At 62.2% G+C, this 17,729-nt stretch carries 19 protein-coding genes; 10 read left to right on the forward strand and 9 right to left on the reverse strand.

What is annotated here, in order from left to right:
• Positions 1–118 precede the first annotated feature (118 nt).
• The 4 genes from HYPGJ_RS04485 to HYPGJ_RS04500 all read right to left on the reverse strand — a co-directional run bounded on the left by HYPGJ_RS04485 (position 119) and on the right by HYPGJ_RS04500 (position 3,392).
• Positions 119–1,174 (reverse strand): NAD regulator, encoded by a 1,056-nt coding sequence (locus HYPGJ_RS04485; protein ID WP_200185669.1) that lies wholly within the window; start codon positions 1,172–1,174, stop codon positions 119–121.
• 108 nt (positions 1,175–1,282) lie between these two features.
• The gene (locus HYPGJ_RS04490; RefSeq protein ID WP_046846084.1) at positions 1,283–1,891 is read right to left on the reverse strand and encodes an HD family hydrolase; all 609 of its coding nucleotides are present in this window, start codon (positions 1,889–1,891) and stop codon (positions 1,283–1,285) included.
• Positions 1,888–2,499 (reverse strand): DNA-3-methyladenine glycosylase I, encoded by a 612-nt coding sequence (locus HYPGJ_RS04495; protein WP_046846085.1) that lies wholly within the window; start codon positions 2,497–2,499, stop codon positions 1,888–1,890. The genes HYPGJ_RS04490 and HYPGJ_RS04495 overlap by 4 nt, the downstream gene beginning before the upstream one ends.
• Positions 2,496–3,392, reverse strand: coding sequence for a folate-binding protein YgfZ (locus tag HYPGJ_RS04500; protein ID WP_046846086.1), 897 nt, complete (start codon positions 3,390–3,392; stop codon positions 2,496–2,498). Before HYPGJ_RS04500 ends, HYPGJ_RS04495 begins: the two co-directional genes overlap by 4 nt.
• 84 nt (positions 3,393–3,476) lie before the next feature.
• Here HYPGJ_RS04500 and HYPGJ_RS04505 point away from each other — a divergent pair, with 84 nt between their 5' ends.
• Complete coding sequence (locus HYPGJ_RS04505) at positions 3,477–4,811, forward strand: dihydroorotase (RefSeq protein WP_046846087.1); 1,335 nt, start codon at positions 3,477–3,479, stop codon at positions 4,809–4,811.
• A gap of 24 nt (positions 4,812–4,835) precedes the next feature.
• Here the strand turns inward: HYPGJ_RS04505 and HYPGJ_RS04510 are convergent, their stop codons facing one another.
• Positions 4,836–5,594: a L,D-transpeptidase gene (locus HYPGJ_RS04510; RefSeq protein ID WP_244466011.1), complete on the reverse strand. Its 759-nt coding sequence runs from the start codon at positions 5,592–5,594 to the stop codon at positions 4,836–4,838.
• Between the two features lie 134 nt (positions 5,595–5,728).
• Positions 5,729–6,238 carry a hypothetical protein gene (locus HYPGJ_RS04515; RefSeq protein ID WP_244466012.1) on the reverse strand — a complete coding sequence of 170 codons (510 nt, stop codon included), beginning with the start codon at positions 6,236–6,238 and terminating at the stop codon, positions 5,729–5,731.
• A gap of 208 nt (positions 6,239–6,446) precedes the next feature.
• Here HYPGJ_RS04515 and HYPGJ_RS04520 point away from each other — a divergent pair, with 208 nt between their 5' ends.
• Positions 6,447–7,109, forward strand: a complete 663-nt coding sequence (locus tag HYPGJ_RS04520; protein WP_013215950.1) for a LysE family transporter — start codon at positions 6,447–6,449, stop codon at positions 7,107–7,109.
• A 27-nt stretch (positions 7,110–7,136) separates the two neighbouring features.
• Here HYPGJ_RS04520 and HYPGJ_RS04525 read toward each other — a convergent pair whose 3' ends face one another.
• Together HYPGJ_RS04525 and HYPGJ_RS04530 are read right to left on the reverse strand one after the other, a co-directional pair.
• Positions 7,137–7,382: a hypothetical protein gene (locus tag HYPGJ_RS04525; protein WP_013215949.1), complete on the reverse strand. Its 246-nt coding sequence runs from the start codon at positions 7,380–7,382 to the stop codon at positions 7,137–7,139.
• A gap of 151 nt (positions 7,383–7,533) precedes the next feature.
• Complete coding sequence (locus tag HYPGJ_RS04530) at positions 7,534–7,953, reverse strand: TIGR02301 family protein (protein WP_046846089.1); 420 nt, start codon at positions 7,951–7,953, stop codon at positions 7,534–7,536.
• An 84-nt stretch (positions 7,954–8,037) separates the two neighbouring features.
• On the opposite strand from HYPGJ_RS04530, the gene HYPGJ_RS04535 reads away from it, so the two are divergent.
• The 4 genes from HYPGJ_RS04535 to HYPGJ_RS04550 all read left to right on the forward strand — a co-directional run bounded on the left by HYPGJ_RS04535 (position 8,038) and on the right by HYPGJ_RS04550 (position 12,170).
• Positions 8,038–8,718, forward strand: coding sequence for an SOS response-associated peptidase (locus tag HYPGJ_RS04535; protein WP_046846090.1), 681 nt, complete (start codon positions 8,038–8,040; stop codon positions 8,716–8,718).
• 197 nt (positions 8,719–8,915) lie between these two features.
• Positions 8,916–10,628 (forward strand): hypothetical protein, encoded by a 1,713-nt coding sequence (locus tag HYPGJ_RS04540; RefSeq protein ID WP_046846091.1) that lies wholly within the window; start codon positions 8,916–8,918, stop codon positions 10,626–10,628.
• A gap of 129 nt (positions 10,629–10,757) precedes the next feature.
• The gene (locus HYPGJ_RS04545; RefSeq protein WP_046846092.1) at positions 10,758–11,873 is read left to right on the forward strand and encodes an acyltransferase; all 1,116 of its coding nucleotides are present in this window, start codon (positions 10,758–10,760) and stop codon (positions 11,871–11,873) included.
• A gap of 117 nt (positions 11,874–11,990) precedes the next feature.
• Entirely contained in the window at positions 11,991–12,170 is a 180-nt protein-coding gene (locus HYPGJ_RS04550; protein ID WP_046846093.1) for a hypothetical protein, read from the forward strand.
• Positions 12,171–12,183: 13 nt separating this feature from the next.
• Here HYPGJ_RS04550 and HYPGJ_RS04555 read toward each other — a convergent pair whose 3' ends face one another.
• The gene (locus HYPGJ_RS04555) at positions 12,184–13,146 is read right to left on the reverse strand and encodes an L-threonylcarbamoyladenylate synthase (RefSeq protein ID WP_046846094.1); all 963 of its coding nucleotides are present in this window, start codon (positions 13,144–13,146) and stop codon (positions 12,184–12,186) included.
• 78 nt (positions 13,147–13,224) lie between these two features.
• On the opposite strand from HYPGJ_RS04555, the gene HYPGJ_RS04560 reads away from it, so the two are divergent.
• The 4 genes from HYPGJ_RS04560 (at position 13,225) to HYPGJ_RS04575 (ending at position 17,699) form a co-directional block, all read left to right on the forward strand.
• A complete protein-coding gene (locus tag HYPGJ_RS04560; protein ID WP_046846095.1) occupies positions 13,225–14,994 on the forward strand; it encodes an acyl-CoA dehydrogenase in 1,770 nt (589 codons plus the stop codon).
• Positions 14,991–15,764: an enoyl-CoA hydratase-related protein gene (locus HYPGJ_RS04565; RefSeq protein WP_046846096.1), complete on the forward strand. Its 774-nt coding sequence runs from the start codon at positions 14,991–14,993 to the stop codon at positions 15,762–15,764. Before HYPGJ_RS04560 ends, HYPGJ_RS04565 begins: the two co-directional genes overlap by 4 nt.
• A 71-nt stretch (positions 15,765–15,835) precedes the next feature.
• Positions 15,836–16,717, forward strand: a complete 882-nt coding sequence (locus tag HYPGJ_RS04570; protein WP_046846097.1) for an NAD(P)-dependent oxidoreductase — start codon at positions 15,836–15,838, stop codon at positions 16,715–16,717.
• Between the two features lie 37 nt (positions 16,718–16,754).
• Complete coding sequence (locus HYPGJ_RS04575; protein ID WP_046846098.1) at positions 16,755–17,699, forward strand: histone deacetylase family protein; 945 nt, start codon at positions 16,755–16,757, stop codon at positions 17,697–17,699.
• Positions 17,700–17,729 lie beyond the last annotated feature (30 nt).

Below are 17,729 nucleotides of genomic sequence, written 5' to 3' on the forward strand. Positions count from 1 at the left end.
TCATAGAAATGCTCTTCTAGAGCATTCTAGGGACGTTATTAACATAGTGGAGTTGAAAACAAATTTCCAGGGCGACGGTTCCGTCGACCCTGGATTTGTCATGACAGCGTCGTGCGGATCAGTTCCGAACCGGCGGAGCCGAAACTCTGACGCCCGGAGCCGGTCGCTCCAACAGAACCTCGCGGCGGAAGCGGAAGAGCTTTGCCGGACGACCGCCCGTTCTGGTTTTGACATCGCCCGTCGGCTCGACAAGGCCCGCGCCTTCGACCAACCGGCGAAAGTTCTGCTTATGCAGATGCGGTCCCAGAATGGCTTCGACGGTCTTCTGCAGTTCGTAAAGCGTGAATTCGTCCGGCATCAACTCGAATACGACCGGGCGGTATTTGATCTTCGATCGCGTCCGGCTGATCGCGGTCGCGAGAATACGCCGGTGATCGGACTGCATCGGAAGCCCGAGCTTCGGACGATCGGTCCATTCTCTCGCGGCGCTTCGGCCATCACGCAATGCTTCGTCCACGAGGCCCGCCTCGTAGAGCATTTCGAAGCGCTCGAGCACCTTTTCTTCGTCCCACGCCATGCCGTCGAGTCCGAAGCAAATGCGAACCCGGTCGGCTCTCGGGATGGGCGATGAGCCGGCCTTCGGAGCGCTGGGCTTCTCGGCCCAGGATTTGAGCCGCGGTTCGATCTCGTGCGCGATGATCTCGGGACGCCCGCGACGCCAGTCTTCCCAAGGAAAATACTGATACCAGCTCCGCCAGACGCCGTTCGTCAGCCCATGATGGCCGACAGCCTGGGTAAGAGCGAGATAACCGATCGATACGACATGCGGAGACGCATCGTCCGGTTCGGCGTGACGGCCGCGATCTGCGAACGTGTACAGCTGCTCTGCATAGCCAAGATCGAGCCCTGTCTGATTATGGACCCAGGCCCGCAGTCCGCTTTCAAGCGTACGATGTTCAATTGGATCGAAAGGACCAAATGGCAGGATGTCGGTGGCGCCGATCCGGTCCGGCTCGCCGCGCACGACGAGCGCGACAGGCTCATTCTCGGCGACTGCAACGATAGCCGCATTAAGGCCAATGCCGACCGACGGAGAAAGCTCCGTGTCGGTATCTGGAGTCCGATGAGCTGTCTCGGGCGTCGGCTTTCTCCGGCCTGAAAGTTCCATGTTCATCTAGTCTTCCCCGTGCTCCCCATGAGGCGAGCTAGTGGGCGATCGTGGCGATTTTCAGATGTCCTGCGCAACTAAAACCTACACTTCCGCCGCAAAATGGCCCGATTGTCAGAGGCGGCAAAGTGCTTTGAATTCAGCGACAAATCGGGCTTGGGCATCGCTAGTAGAATGCGGCGTGAGCCCCCTAAGTTCCCTGTCGATTACATCGGGAAGTTCCGGGCGGCCGAAAAAGCGTTTTGCCTCCTCGGGATCGAACCCGGCGAGCGTCACCGCTTCGTAGTACGCCGCGATCGTGTCGGCGCGCTTGATCGCGGAAATGACGTGGGCGTCCATTTGACCTAAGCCGAAGCGTTCGTGGATGGCGGCGAGCAGCTTCTGCTCGAAGGCCTTGTAGTCGAGTCCGATCGCCGCTTTGAACGGGCTGATTAAATCCCCGATGACATATTCAGGCGCGTCGTGGAGCAGCGCCGCGCACAACTCGCGCGCTCCGAATAGAGGCTCGATTGTCCGCACAATGTCTGTCACGACGAGACTATGCTGAGCGACGGAAAAAGCATGCTCGCCGACGGTCTGCCCGTTCCAGCGCGCGACGCGCGCAAGCCCGTGCGCGATATCTTCTATTTCGATATCGTCCGCCTTCGGATCAAGGAGATCGAGACGGCGGCCCGACAGCATCCGCTGCCATGCCCGCTTAGGAGACGTATGTTCGCCGCTCATAGGCCTTCGATCTTGAGTGACTTCTGCAGTTTGGCGCATGGCGCATGACGAAAGCAGGTCACGATGTGATCGTTGACCATGCCCGTCGATTGCATGAAGGCGTAGAGCGTCGTCGAGCCGACAAAACGGAAGCCTGCGTTCTTCAAAGCTTTGCTCATGCGTTTCGACGTGTCCGTTTCGGTCGGCGCATCCTTGAAAGACTGCAGCTTGTTGATGACCGGACGTCCGTCGATCAGTCCCCAAAGAAAATGCGAAAACGAAACTTTCTCGCTGAGCGCGAGATAAGCCTTCGCGTTCGAAATCGTCGCTTCGATCTTGGCGCGATTGCGAATGATGCCTTCATCGTTCATCAGCCGCGCGATGTCGCGTTCGCCGAAGCGCGCGATGCGCGCCGCATCGAAACCGTGAAACGCCTTGCGGAAGTTTTCGCGCTTCCGAAGGATCGTGATCCACGACAATCCCGCCTGAAAGCCTTCGAGAGTGAGTTTTTCGAACAGCGCGCGATCGTCGGTCATCGGGACGCCCCACTCATCGTCGTGGTAGCGCGCGTACTCCGTTCCCGTCGCTCCCGCCCAGGGACAGCGTTCGCGTTCGTCCTGCCGGCTCATGATGGCAATGCTGCCGAAGGCCGCGACGACGCCGATTTGCGATAACGCCTGAGCACGTCGGCATCGATGTCGATCGTCGTGCCGGCGGCGCGCAGACTCTGATTTTTGTCTTGAGCTTCGATGGCGCGATCGAGGCGAACCATCGCGAGCCCATGCAGTCCGTCGACCGTGCCGACCCGGCCGATGGCGACGTCGCCAAGATGGATCTCGGCTCCGGAGATCAGCGGCGCGGCGGCGGAGATTTTCACGACGCGCTTGCGCACGACGGTCTTGTTCTGCATTCGCGCGACGATTTCCTGTCCGACGTAGCAGCCTTTCGTGAAGGAGACGCCGTTGAAGAGATCGTAATCCGCTTCGTGCGGATAGGCGTCGCCGAACTCGAAATCCTTGCCCGCTTCGGGAACGCCGAGGCGGACTCGTAAGGCGTCGTAATCGATATGCGCCAGCTCGACGACCTGCGCGTCGGCCGGCGGCGGCGATTGCATCAGCCAGCGGAGGCCCATCGCCGGATGGCGCGGGTCGTTGAATTGGACGCACGCGCGCGTCGCCGACAGAGCGGCGGCGCCGTCGTCCCAGACGGCGTAGACGGCAAAGCCCGGCGAGGCGTCGGTGATCGCGACATCGGCGCGGAGCTTATACATCGTCAGGCGCTTGACGAGATCGGCGGCCTTGGCGGCGGCAACGTCGAGAAGATACCCCGTCTCCGTGCGGACGATGAAGAAATCGAACAGGATTTTGCCTTGCGGCGACAGCAGCCCCGCGAAGCGCGCTTCGCCCGCGTTCAACCCCTCGATTTCGTTGGTGACGAGGCTCTGCAACAATTTTTCGCTGTCGGGGCCATCGACGCGAACGACGCCGCGGTCGGTAAGTCGCGCGATCTTTACGCTGGACATTAGCGTTCGCCTCGATTGCAAACAGAGTGAGAGTTACGTATGCGGGGTTCAAGCCGAAGGCAAGTGTGAGGAGCGCCGGCAAAAATGGCCGATACATTCGATGTCTTGATCCGTGGCGCGACAGTCGTCAACCATGACGGGGAGGGCGTCCGCGATATCGCGATTTCGGGCGGCAGGATTGCGGAAATCGGCGACCTTGGCTCGGCCGGCGCGGCTGAAATCATCGACGCGGCGGGCCTGCATATTCTGCCGGGGGTCATCGATACCCAGGTGCATTTCCGCGAGCCGGGCTTGACGCATAAAGAAGATCTCGAGACGGGGAGCCGAGCGGCGGTTGCTGGCGGCGTGACGGCCGTTTTCGAGATGCCGAACACGAAGCCTTTGACGACGACGGAAGACACGTTGGCCGACAAGGTCCGCAGCGCGCGTCATCGCATGTTCTGCGATTTCGCATTTTTCGTCGGCGGCACGCGCGACAACATCGCGGAAATTCCGAAGCTCGAAAAGCTCGAAGCCGCGGCCGGCATGAAAGTCTTCATGGGCTCGTCCACCGGCGACCTTCTGGTTGACGAGGAAGACGCGCTCGATCGCATCATCGCCAGAATTTCGCGGCGCGCGTCGTTTCATGCCGAGGATGAAGACCGCCTCAAGGCGCGAATGCATCTCCGCCGCAAGGGGGATCCGTCTTCGCACCCCGAGTGGCGCGATCCGGAGGCGGCGCTGATCGCGACGAAGCGGCTCGTCGGTCTCGCCGAAAAGCACGGCAAGCGCGTGCATGTGCTGCACGTCTCGACGGCGGAGGAAATGGAGTTCCTGCGCAATCACAAATCCTACGCCACGGTCGAAGTCACGCCGCATCATCTGACGCTGCAGGCGCCCGAATGCTACGAGCGCCTCGGCGCCTACGCACAGATGAACCCGCCGGTTCGCGACGCGCGCCACCGGGCGGCGATATGGCATGCGCTGCAGTCTGGCGTGGTGGACGTTCTGGGCTCCGATCACGCGCCGCACACGCGCGAAGAAAAAGAGCACACCTATCCCGACACGCATTCTGGCATGACGGGCGTGCAGACGCTGGTGCCGACGATGCTCGATCATGTGAATGCAGGGCGGCTGTCGCTGCAGCGTCTGGTCGATTTGACCAGCCACGGGCCACAACGACTGTTCGGCATCAGGAACAAGGGGCGGATCGCCGTCGGCTACGATGCCGACCTGACCGTGGTCGATTTGAAGCGCCGGGTCCGGATATCGAACGACTGGATCGAAAGCCGCTGCGGCTGGACGCCATACGACGGCGCAACGGTGACGGGATGGCCGGTAGGCACGTTCGTGCGCGGTCACAAGGCCATGTGGGAGGGCGAAATCAACGGGCCCGCGCGTGGCGAGCCCGTTCAGTTCCTCGAAGGCTTCGTTCGCTGAGGCAAGCGCGCGAAGCGGACGGCATCAGCCTTCGCTGCCGGCCTTCGCGACGCGTGCGAGACCAGCGGGCAGCCGCTTCAACACGTGCACGGTCGTCCCGACGCCCGCGATCGAAGCAAGGTGCGTGACGTTGCCGTTCGTCATGCGGATGCAGCCCGACGATGTCGCCGTGCCGATGGAGCTGACGTCGTTGGTGCCGTGGATGCGATAGAGCGTGCTGCCGAGATAGAGCGCCATCGCGCCCAGCGGATTGCGCACGCCGCCCTGCATGTGAACCGGAAGTCCGGGCTTGCGCGCGCGCATCTCCGCCGGCGGATACCAGTCGGGCCATGCGACCTTGCGCGAGATCTTTTCAACGCCCGACCACGCGAAGCCCTGCTTGCCGACAGCGATCGGATAGCGATACGCCGTCGTCGAGGAGAGAACGTAGTAGAGGCGGCGTCCGGCCGTATCGATGACGATCGAACCGGCGGCGTAGCTGTTCGGGAACGACACCTTGGGAGGAGCGACGGCCGAGATATTCGGTCTGCCGCCGCCCGTCAGCGTGCCTTCGCTTGCCGATGAGCGCGCGTTGTCGTCGTCTTCGTCATCGCGTCCGCTGTTTTGCGGGCGATCCCAGTCCCAGCCCATTCCGAACAGCGGTTGCGGCGCCCGCTCGGCGCGCTGGCTGCTACGCTTCTGCTTTTTGGGGGGAACGTATCCGTAGTTTTGCTGGAATGGATGGAAGGCTTGCGCCGGTGCGGCGACGGCGCAGCTCAAAATAGCGGCTGCAAGAATACTCATACGCGTCATCAAACAAACCCTTGCTTTGCGTCTCGCTTGTAGCGGCACGCAATAAAGCAAAAGAAGACGCGGTGGCCACCCCTCTGCGGCAATTCGCAGTCAATCAGAAATTGCAGCCTGATTTCGGCGCACCGTCATTCGATGCGCTTGAACATCAGCCAATTGCCGTCGGCGGCAATGACGACGCACCACCACATCCAGCGCTTTTTATCATGCATCTCAGCGGCTTTCGCCGGACTGACGAGCCGATAGAGGTCGACTTCCTCAGCCGGCGTCAGCTTGTCGAGCGGACGCTCGGCCAGATAAGGCCAGATGTAGAGCAGGTTGTTCTCGATGTCGCTGCCGAAAGGCTTTGCCGCGGGTGGCATGTTCAGAAGCTCGATCAGGTTCGCGAGAATCTCCTGTCCCTTGCCATCGGCGGACTGTGTTTTGAGCGCCGCGATCGGATCGGTAGCACCGGGTGCGCCGATATCCGGCGTCCTGCCGCTCATTTCGAACACCGCCTTCAACTCGTCGATATTTCCCGAGCGCGCCGCCGTCAGAATGGCGTCTCGCAGATCGGCGACGTGCTCGGGAAGTTTTGGAGCTTGCACGCTTTCCCCAGCCGCAGCTCGCGAGACGTGGACAAGAGCAATGGGCGTCACTACGAGTAGAATCAGAAGTGCACGACTAATCATCGGAGCGGAGGCGTATCGGCGCAGCCGGGATCGTCTCGCCTGCGAGGAGAGTTTACTTGATGAGCGTTCCAGCATAGTCACCGAACCAATCACTTCCACCTGAGGCTCAAGACATCGCGCAGCCGGGTAACGGTCAGCGCAAACTCCACTCCCGGACGCGAGCACGCCCGCCTTGATGGACTATATTCCCAATCCCCTCATTATCCCTATCGGCATCATTGTCGGGATTCTCATCGCGGCGCCTGTTGGGCCTGTCAACGTGCTGTGCATTCAGCGCGCGATCGAACGCGGATTCTGGGGCGGCATCGCAGCCGGCATCGGATCGGTGTTGGGTGATGGTCTCATCGCACTCTGTGCTGGGCTTGGCGTTGGAACGATTTCGGGCGCAGTCGAAACACATCGAGCGATCATTCAGGCGCTCGGCGGAGTGGCGTTGATTGCGTTCGGCGCGCGCCTCTACTTCACGTCGCCACGGCTACGGATCGTCTCGGAAGCCGAGGGCTCATCCGAAAGCCTCAGGGATTTCGTCTGGGACATTCCGCAGACGTTCTTTCTCACGATTACGAATCCGGGAGCGGTGCTCGGGCTCTTCGCCGTCTTCGGCGGCGTCAGCACCTTCGTTGAAGTTCATTCCACGATCGACGTTCTGCTGATGGTGGCGGCGATCGTCGGTGGCAGCATGCTGTGGTGGATCACGCTGTCACACATCATCAGCCGCTATCGTCACCGGATCGACTTGCGCACGCTGGCGTTCGTCAACCGGATCGCGGGACTGCTGCTCGGCAGTTTCGGCGCGATCCTTATCGCGGAAGTGATCTGGAAGGGCGGAAGTTTCTGACCAGCGCTTCGTGGCTGACGCGAGCGATTACTGGTCGCGGCGCGTGAGCGTGAATTCGCCTTCGACGACGCGCTTTTCAAGTCCGCGCGTCAGATGAATGACCGCGTCTTCCCCGTAAATCGCGACGAGATCGGTAAGCGCCGTGAACAACGCGGCATACGCCATCTGCTGCGGTTCGACCCCCGTGTCGACGCCCTCATCCCAAGCGGCCAAAATCAGATCGAGCGCCTTGAGCGTCGGGTTTTTGGTGTCGATGTCTTCGAAACACTGCATACAATTTCCAGCCCGTTGCCCGCCCGTTGCGGGCGGTTCCCCTAACGGAGATTGTGGACTAGCACGAGCCTCGACGGAAGTTCTAAGCGGCCACAATTCACAGTAAACCCGCCGTTCAGCAACATCTGTCGCGCTGCGGTGCACGCGTGCGTCAGGGAAAGGCCTTGAGCAAGCCTTCCGAAAGCGACGAGCCTTCCGAGAGAAATCGCGTGATCGCGGTCTGCGCCGAAGGGCTGCACGTATTATAGGTGCGGCTGTAGCTGCGATAACCTTGATTGAACGCACGTGTGAGCTTGGCGCGGCGAAGTGCGCTCGAACCTTCCGCATCCATCAGGTCGCGCATCCGGTCGCGCCAGTACTGGCCCTCGTTGGCGCCGCATAGCTCGCGCAGATAGTGAATCGCGCCGAGAATTTCCGAGAGACGGAGCAGGCGGTCGTCGTACGGCTTAACGTCGGGCGCGGCCGTTGCGGCATTTGCGGTCAACCCTAGCGTGCCGAACGCGAGAAGAACCGCCAGAACGGCGTTCCGGCACATGCCGCCAAGCGGAGCTTTTCTGACTGACCGTTGCATCGCGATTGCGCTTAAATCAGATTCTGGGCCGGCGGACGGCGGCATTCTTATAAAATATTCCGATGAGACGCGAAGGGCTTCGCAATGTGCTCCCGCTACAGTCTGATCTGCTCGCCGGACGACCTCTGCCGGGCGTTCGGATGCTTTGAGGTCGAGGATTTTCCGCCCCGCTACAACATCGCGCCGTCGCAGCCGGTCCTCATTCTCAGGGCGAGCGTCAAGGGCGGGCAGGAATTCCAGCTGGTGCGCTGGGGCCTCATTCCGTCATGGAGCAAGGACCCGGCGAAATTGAGCATGCTCGTCAATGCCCGTGCCGAGACGGCGGCTGAGAAGCCTTCGTTCCGGGGAGCGATGCGCCATCGCCGCTGTCTCATTCCGACGACCGGCTACTACGAGTGGACCGGCGGGCGCGGCTCGCGGCAGCCCCATCTCATCAAAGTAGCCGACCGTCCCGTTTTCGCGATGGCCGGGCTTTGGGAGGGCTGGCTCGGCGCCGATGGCAGCGAAATCGAGACGATGGCGATCCTCACCACGGCGGCGAACGCCGACGTCGCCTCCATCCATGACCGCATGCCGGTGATTATTGCGCCAGAGCATTACGAGCGTTGGCTCGATTGCAGTTCCGGCAGCGAGAATGGAGTTCTGGACTTGCTTGGGCCGCCACCCACAGGACGCATGACCGTCATGGCCATCAACCCGAAGCTGAATGACCCTCGCGCTGAAGGGCCTGACCTGCATCAGTCGCCGAACCCGACGCTTCTTTAGAATAGCTGGGCCGGGACGCTGCCACGCCCTCGGGACGAGATTTTGGGCGTCTCCGGTAACCATGCCGACTCGCGGTGCCGCGCATTCGCCGCTAAACTCCATTAGGTCAAGAGCTTGACGATATCCGCTCGTATCAACGGCGCGGTCGAGGGTGATGTTGGTGCGTTGAGAGCGCGCGCGTGATGGGAGACGAGGTAATGGCATACAGGGGCGAGGATCTTGATCTCAGGACTCCGCAGACGTGGACGGGCACTCCGGCGGAACTCGTAACGCCTGCCGAGATGCAGGCGGCGCAGAACGGAAAGCGCGGCGTCTATCGCGCCGGTCCGATCCTCGTCGACGAAACGGTGCTCGCCTGCTGCAATCTCGCCTACGACGTTGCTGTCGCCCATCGCGCCGGCGAAGTCCGCATCGAGCATCTCCTCAACGCGATGACGCGTATCGATGCCGCGATCGCATCGCTCGAGGCGCGCGGCATCCGCGTGCCGTCGCTCCGGCGCGAGACGGCGGCGATCGTTGCGGGAGACATTCCGCCCGCCGGCGGCAACGGCTCCGTGTCGCCGCGACGTTCGGACGAATTCGCCGATCTGCTGCGCCTCGCTGCCGCGTCTGCGAGCCGTCGCAATTCCGAGGCCGACGTCGATGACCTTCTGCAAGTGCTGCTCGATCATCGCTCTGATTTGCCGGGCTCCGATATCATACTGCGCTTTGCAGCGCGCGCTCCGCTGCGCGACGTCAGCGAGCCATTGCCGCCCTTGACGCGATCCAACGCCGATCTGCGCTACACGGCATCGAGCGGTGTTCGCTACGTTTCGGACCAGACGCGGTCTTATCGCGGCGACAGCTTGGGAAGCCCCACCGATGCGCTGCAGAATTCGCGCATCGAGGCGCTCGAGCAAATGGTTCGCGCTCTGAGCCAGGATTTTTCCAACGAACGCCACATCATCTCGGGCCTTGTGCGGGATCTCGGACGCGACGCGCAAGCGCATCAGGGCGACCAGGACCACCGCCAGAGCGTCCTGCTGGATCGCATCGGAACGCTGGAACAAGCGGTGCTTGAAACGCGCGGCGCATCCGTGCCCTCCGACCAATCCCTCGTTACCAAGCTCGAGGATATCGAGGCGGGCCTCGAACTCCGTTTGCAGGAGATGTCGCAATCCTGGAGCGTGCTCTCGCAGCGACTGCAGGACCTCGAAGGCTCCATTCGTGAGCAAGCGCCGTCCAATGGCGCAACCGTGGAGGAGCTGCGCAACGCCGTCGATCTGAAGCCGATTTCGAGCCGCCTCGACATCATCGAGGAAGCGCTTCTCGGTGATCAGCAGCGTCGCGGCGACAGCAGCGGCGAACTCGGCGAACGCTTCGACAAGCTGCATGGCGACGTGCAGCGTGCGCTGTCGACGACGACGGACGGCGGCCGCCTCGAAACGCTGGTTGCCGGTCTCGAACACATCAACGGCCTCGCCAACAGGCTCGACGATCAGCATCGCATGGTCGCGCAGGTCACCACGAACCTCGCCGAACGCGTCGCGGGTGTCGAGCGCGCCCTGACGGGCGAGATCGAAACGGCGGCCGCAAAATATCAGGCGTACGCGAACGATCTCTCCGAGCTGCACGATGCGCTGATGAAGCTCAACCAGAACCAGCACACGCTCGCCGGATCGATGGACCAGTGGCGAACCGACTCCGCGACCGATGTCGCCAACATTCTGAACCGGATCGCCGAGGTCGATCGCGACGCGGCGCTGCCGGTCGAGACGCTCAATCAGATCAACGCCCACATGGACACGATGAACCGTTTCGTCGTGGCACGATACCAGCGCCGGCACGGCTTCTGGTACTGGCTGTTCGGCACCGACGACTGGATGGGCGCAAGCTGGCCTTCCAGAAAAGAGCCGGAAACGCCAGCCTGAGACTCGTTTTGGTGCAGGATAGAGTGAAGCGTTAAGCAGCCAGCGTCGGCGTGTGTTCGCCGTTAACCGCGCTGGCACGGACCGTGCGTCGCCGCGTGCTGACAGTTCAATCCAGCACGCCCGGACGCCATGACAATTCATACGCATTTCGCCAGCTCGCCACGTCTCGCCGACATTCTTTCTCCCGACCGCAACAGCTTCGGCGTCCTGCGCTTCGCGATGGCGACGCTGGTGCTCGTCTCGCACAGCTACCTCTACGCAGCGGGAACGTCGGCAGCGGAGCCGCTGCAACCTTGGCTCGGCCGCTCGCTTGGCGAATGTGCCGTACGCGTCTTCTTCATCCTGAGTGGCGTGATGGTCGCACAAAGCTTCGATCGCAGCCGCAGCCTTGTCGATTTCACCGTCGCGCGCGGGCTGCGGATTTTTCCGGCGTTGATCGTCTGCGTGCTTGCCGTCGCGTTCGTGCTCGGACCTGTCGTCTCGACGCTGCCGGCCGGCGCGTACTTCAAAAGCACGGAACTCTACGGCTACGTCGTCAAGACGCTGACGCTCGCAACCGGCTCCGCGCCGCTGCCGGGAGTTTTTGAAACGAATGCCTATGCGGACTACGTCAACTCGTCCTTGTGGACGCTGAAATACGAAGTGGCTTGCTACGTCGCGCTCGGCCTGCTCGGCATTGCGGGCCTGTTCGACGAGAAGCTTCGCTGGTTCGCGGCTGCCGGTCTTGGCGCAATCGTCGCGACCGTCTCGCTATCGCTGCCGGCCAATCCGGACGACTACGGCTTTACGCAGAACCTCCGCTACTTCGTCGTTTACTTCTACGGTGGCGTGCTGGCCTATCTGTTGCGCGACTATCTGCGGATATCCGCCGCGCTGCTGCTGCCGCTGTTTCTGATTTTTGTCGCCTCCGTGCAGACGTCGTTCGCGGAAGTGGGTGCCATGCTCTTTCTCGGTTACGGCGCACTGTGGGCTGCGACGAAAACCTGGGGACCGCTGCGCGGGCTCTGCAATCGCACCGACGCATCGTTCGGCATCTACATCTTTGCCGGTCCCGTCCAGCAGGCGCTTCTCTGGCTGTTCCCCGCGATATCACCGGTCGTGCTGACGCTGGTTGCGTTCGCAATCGTGCTGCCGCTGGCGATCGCATCGTGGCGCTTCGTTGAAAAGCCTTCGCTGCGGCTGAGGCCGGTTGTAACGAACTGGATCAGGACAGCGGGGCGGCGCGCGCTGCCGATCTCCGGCTGATCCCGCCCGTGTTCACCAACTTCCGATCACCCACTGAAAATGGCCAACAAGGGGTTGTGCCTGACCGCCCGTCCGTGTTTTGATTAAGGAAGTGTTAACGGGCGTCAGGGTGCGAGGATGTTGCGTCGGTATCTGATCGTGAACGGAACGCTGACCGTTCTGATGTACGGCGCCGTCTGGGCCTTCGCGCCGTCCGTCCCGCACCTCGTCCAGTCGGCGCAATCGTCGTTCAAGACGTTCGCCATCGATAGCCCGCTGTTGCGACCGGTCGTGGATCGCATCATCGTCGGACGCTGAGAATTTCAAGATTTCAATCGCGCGGCGCGGCCGCTCGCGCCAATCTGTCGTTGATGGCTTCGCCGAGACCGTGAGCCGGAATGGGCGTGACGGCGATGGTCGCTGCGCCGCTGCCGTCGAGCTTGCGTAGCGCCGCGAACAGGTTCGCCGCCGCCTCGATCAGATCGCCGGACGGACTGATGTTGATCGTTGCCTTTGCAGGATGCTGCTCGACCGCGCCGAAGGCGAGCACCGCTTCGTGCGGTTCCCACGCCGTGGCATTCAATCGAATTCTGCTGTTCGGCGCGTAATGGCTTCTGAGCTGACCGGGCGAGGTCAGATGCTCGCCGCTCTCGCTGGCGCGCGCGATTTTCTCGCCGAGGACCTTCTCGATCGCGTCCGCGGAAATCGCGCCTGGTCTGAGCAGAACGGGAGCCGCGCCCGTGAGGCTGACGACGGTCGATTCCAGCCCGCGCGGCGTTTGCCCGGCGTCGAGAATGACAGCGGCTCTGTCGCCGAGATCCGCCGCGACGTGCTCGGCACGCGTTGCGCTGACATGGCCTGACAGATTGGCGGAGGGAGCGGCGATCGGCCGTTGCGCGGCCTTGAGCAACTGGCGCGCAACCGGATGATCCGGAGACCTGAGCGCCACTGTCGGCAAGCCCGCGGAAACAAGATCGCTGACGTCCGTCGTCTCGATGCGTGGCACGACGAGCGTCAGAGGCCCCGGCCAGAAAGCTTCCGTCAGCCGCCGCGCCGTTGCCGAGAACGATCCGATGATGACAGCCTGTTCCAACCCGAGCACGTGGACGATCAGCGGATTGAACGACGGCCGTCCCTTGGCGGCAAAAACGCGCGCCACGGCTTCTCCGTTGGTCGCGTCCGCCCCGAGGCCGTAGACCGTTTCTGTCGGAAATGCCACGAGGGCGCCCGAGCGGAGCAGACCGCCGGCTTCCTCGATCCATTCCGCGTTCGCAGGCACGATCCTGCCTTGCATTCGTCCATCACCCGGTTTGCTACGGCTTCGCATCAAGCATAGTGTTCGGCAAACACGCAGAGGCCCGAGACACCACCCATGACTTATCAGGCTCCAGTAGACGACATCGTTTTCGCGCTCAAGACGGCAGCTGGTTTCGATGATCTTCTTCGTCGCGGGCTTTATGCCGGGCTCGATGCCGAAACGATACGGGCCGTCATCGAAGAAGCCGGAAACTTCGGCGCCGAAGTCTTAGCACCGCTCAATGCGCCAGGCGACAAGACGGGATCGAAATTTTCCGCAGGCTCCGTCACGACGCCGCCCGGTTTTCGCGATGCGTACCGGCAATTCGCGGAAGGCGGCTGGAGCTCGTTGCCCTGCGCCGAGGAGTTTGGCGGGCAGGGCTTGCCGGAGATCGTCTCGGCGGCGGTGGGCGAGATATGGAACGCATCGAACGTCTCGTTCGGGCTCTGTCCGTTGCTGACGCAGGGCGCGATCCACGCCATCGAGGCGGGCGGCTCCGACGCGATCAAAGCCAAATATCTGCCGAACATGGTGGCGGGCAAATGGACCGGCACGATGAACCTGACCGAGCCGCACGCAGGCTCTGATCTCGGGCCGCTCACGACGCGCGCCGTGCCGCAGGATGATGGAACGTACCGCATCACCGGCACAAAGATTTTCATCACCTACGGCGAGCACGACATGGCGGAGAATATCATCCACCTCGTGCTCGCGCGCCGCCCCGACGCGCCGGCCGGAACGCGCGGCATCTCGCTGTTCCTCGTTCCGAAGTTTCTCGTCAACGACGACGGATCGCTCGGCGAACGCAACGACGTCGTCTGCGCCGGGGTCGAGCATAAGCTCGGCATCATGGCCAGCCCGACGTGCGTGATGAAATTCGGAGAGAACGGCGGCGCGACGGGTTATCTGATCGGCGAGGAAAATCGCGGCCTCGCGACCATGTTCGTGATGATGAACGCGGCGCGGCTGGGCGTCGGCCTGCAAGGCGTGGGCGTGGCCGAACGCGCGACGCAGCACGCGATCGCCTATGCCAGGGAGCGCCGCCAGGGCAAAAGCCTCGCGTCGAATGGATCGAGCGGCATGAGCCCGATCATCGAGCACGCCGACATTCGCCGCATGCTGTTGACGATGAAAGCGCTGACGCAAGCCGCGCGCATGATCTGTTTCGCGACGGCGCGAGAGCACGACATCGCGCGTCTGTCGAACGATCCATCCGAGCGCAAGGCCGCGCTCGACAAGGCGGCGCTGCTGACGCCCCTCGCCAAAGCGTTCTCGACCGATATCGCCAATGAGGTCGCGTCGCTCGGCGTGCAGGTGCATGGCGGCATGGGCTTCGTCGAAGAAACCGGTGCCGCGCAGTATCTTCGCGATGCGCGCATCCTGCCGATCTACGAAGGCACCAACGGCATTCAGGCGATCGACCTCGTCACGCGCAAACTGCCGCTCGCAAACGGCGGCGTGGTGAGCGCGTACCTTGCCGAGCGTGCGGACGTCATCGCGAAAGTCCGCGCCTCCAACCGGCCCGAGTTCGGGCGCATGGCGCAGCGGCTGACCGAAGCGCTCACCGGCCTTCAAACCGCAACGCTGTGGATGGGCCTGATGTTGAAAAGCGAGCCCGAGGCTGCGCTGGCGTCGGCGACGCCCTATCTGCGCCTGATGAGCCTGACGGCAGGGGGCACTTATCTCGCGAAGGGTGCGCTGTCCGAGGATGCTTCGTCGCCGCGCGTCGCGCTCGCGCGCTTCTTCGCGGAAAATCTGCTGACCGAAGCTGCAGGGCTTTCCGAAACCGTGCAAGGGGGTGCTCAGTCCGTGCTCGTCGATGCACACGGGCCGCTTTTCGCATGACGGGCGACGTCGAAATTTCAGTCGCCGAGGGCGTCCAGGTTTTGCGCCTGACGCGGCCAACAAAAAAGAACGCGCTGACCAGCGCCATGTATGGAGACCTGTGCGACGCCTTCGACCGAGGCGATAACGATCCCGCGATTGCCGTCCATCTGATCACGGGCTCGGCCGGTGTCTTTACCGCTGGGAACGATCTCGGTGATTTTCTGGCAACCGCACAGGGCACCGGCGATCTCGGCGCCAACGTGCGCCGTTTCGTTTATCTGCTGCCCATGATCCGCAAGCCGCTGATCGCAGCGGTCGACGGCGTGGCAATCGGCGTCGGAACGACCATGCTGTTTCAGTGCGATCTCGTTTACGCAACGCCGTCATCGACGTTCGCAACGCCCTTCCTAAGTCTCGGTCTCGTTCCGGAAGCCGGATCTAGCGTGCTCATGCCCCGTCGCATGGGCTATGCGCGCGCCTTTGAAATGCTGGCGCTGGGTGAAACATATTCTGCCGAGCAGGCCGTGCACGCGGGGTTCGTCAACAAAATCGTTTCGTTCGATAGGCTCGAAGAGACGGCTTTGACGGCGGCGCGGCGGCTCGCAAGTATGCCGCCCGAAGCTCTCGCGGTGACGCGCAGCCTCATGCGCGGCAATACTGCCGAGATTTTACAGCAAACGGACAAAGAGGTCGTCGCCTTCCGCGAGCGGTTGTCTTCGCCCGAAGCGCTCGAGGCATTTACCGCGTTTCTTGAAAAACGATCCCCCAATTTCCGCAAACCTGTGTAGCGCACTCTTACGCCCGAGCCTGCGGCGCGCTAGCATGCCCCCCGATCGCGCTTCAAAACGAGAGAACAAGAATGGCGTCGCTCAAGGGCAAAACCCTCTTTGTCACGGGCGCGAGTCGCGGCATCGGACTGGCGATCGCGAAACGCGCGGCGCGTGACGGCGCCAACATCGCGATCGTCGCGAAGACATCCGATCCCAACCCCAAGCTCGAAGGCACGATCCATACCGCTGCGAAAGAGATCGAGGACGCCGGCGGCAAGGCGTTGGCCATCGCCTGCGATATTCGCCGCGAAGACGAGGTTCAGCGCGCCGTCGAGCAGACAGTTTCCACGTTCGGCGGCATCGATATTTGCGTCAATAACGCCAGCGCGATTTCCCTGACGCCGATCGACAAAACGGACATCAAGCGTTTCGATCTGATGTTCGGCGTCAACACGCGCGGAACGTTTCTCGTTTCGCAAGCGTGCCTGCCGCATCTCAGAAAAGCGAAAAACCCGCACATTCTGACGTTGTCGCCGCCGCTCGACATGAAGGCGCAGTGGTTCTCGGGTCACGTCGCTTATTCGATCGCGAAGTACGGAATGAGCCTTTGCGTGCTCGGCCTCGCCGATGAATTGAAAAGCGACGGTATCGCCGTCAACGCCCTCTGGCCGCGCACTGCCATCGCGACGGCCGCCGTACGCAACATCCTGGGCGGCGATAAGATGATGCACATGAGCCGCTCTCCCGAGATCGTCGCCGACGCCGCTCACCTTGTTTTTCAGCAACCGGCGAAGGCGTTCACCGGCAATTTTCTCATCGACGATACATTCCTTCATTCCGTTGGCGGCGTCACGGATTTCGAAAAATATCGCGTCGATCCATCGGTGCCATTGGCGCCCGACTTTTTCGTTCCGGCCGATAGTAGACCGCCGCCCGGCGTGACGGTGGCCCCGTACTCGAACCTCAGCTGATTACACGGCAAAAAAATATCAAGAAACGGCAGGCTTCATGACCACGCTTCTCATAACGCATCCGGCCTTTCTCAATCACGAAACCGGCGAGGGCCATCCCGAACGTCCCGACAGGATGCGTGCGATCGACAAGTTTTTGAGCGACGCCAGCTTTGCCAAATTGGATCGCAAGCTAGCGCCGTTGCGGGACGACGATCTGGACTTCGTCGCGCTGGCGCATCGGCAGGACTACGTGCAGGGGCTCAAGCGGTTCGCCGAAACGGTCAAGGAAGGCCAGCACCACATCGATGGCGACACGGTCGTGTCGCCCGGCAGTTGGGAAGCGGCACGCCGTGCCGTCGGTGCCGGGCTCGACGCCGTCGACCATGTCGTCAGCGGTGCGGCCGCTAACGCCTTTTGCCAGGTCCGCCCTCCGGGGCACCACGCCGAGAGCAATCTCGCGATGGGATTTTGTCTGTTCAACAACATCGCGGTCGCCGCGCACTATGCACGTGCGAAGCACGGCGTCGAACGCGTCGCGGTCGTCGATTTCGACGTCCATCACGGCAACGGCACGCAGGAAATATTCTGGTCGAACAAAAATTTGTTTTACGGTTCGACGCACCAGATGCCGCTATTTCCAGGAACTGGCGCATTGCAGGAGACGGGTGCCGGCAATATCTTCAACGCGCCCCTCAGGGCAGGCGACGGCCGCTATCATTTCGAGGAGGCGTTCCGAGATCGAATTCTGGCGCCGCTCCATAATTTTGCGCCAGACCTGATTATGATCTCGGCCGGATTCGACGGGCATCAGCGCGACCCGCTCGGCGGGCTGGAACTCGTCGAGGATGATTTTCGCTGGGCGACCGACGCGGTGGCGGAGGTCGCACGCCGTCATGCAAATGGCCGACTCGTATCGATTCTCGAGGGCGGGTATGATCTCAGGGGACTCGCGCAATCCGTCGCAGTACACGTCTCGGCGTTGATGCAGGCCGGCTCCTGAGTAAAAGACGCTAACGCCAACACGATAGAG

This window comes from Hyphomicrobium sp. GJ21, from assembly GCF_001006785.1.
In the GTDB taxonomy this organism is placed as follows: Bacteria; Pseudomonadota; Alphaproteobacteria; order Rhizobiales; family Hyphomicrobiaceae; genus Hyphomicrobium_B.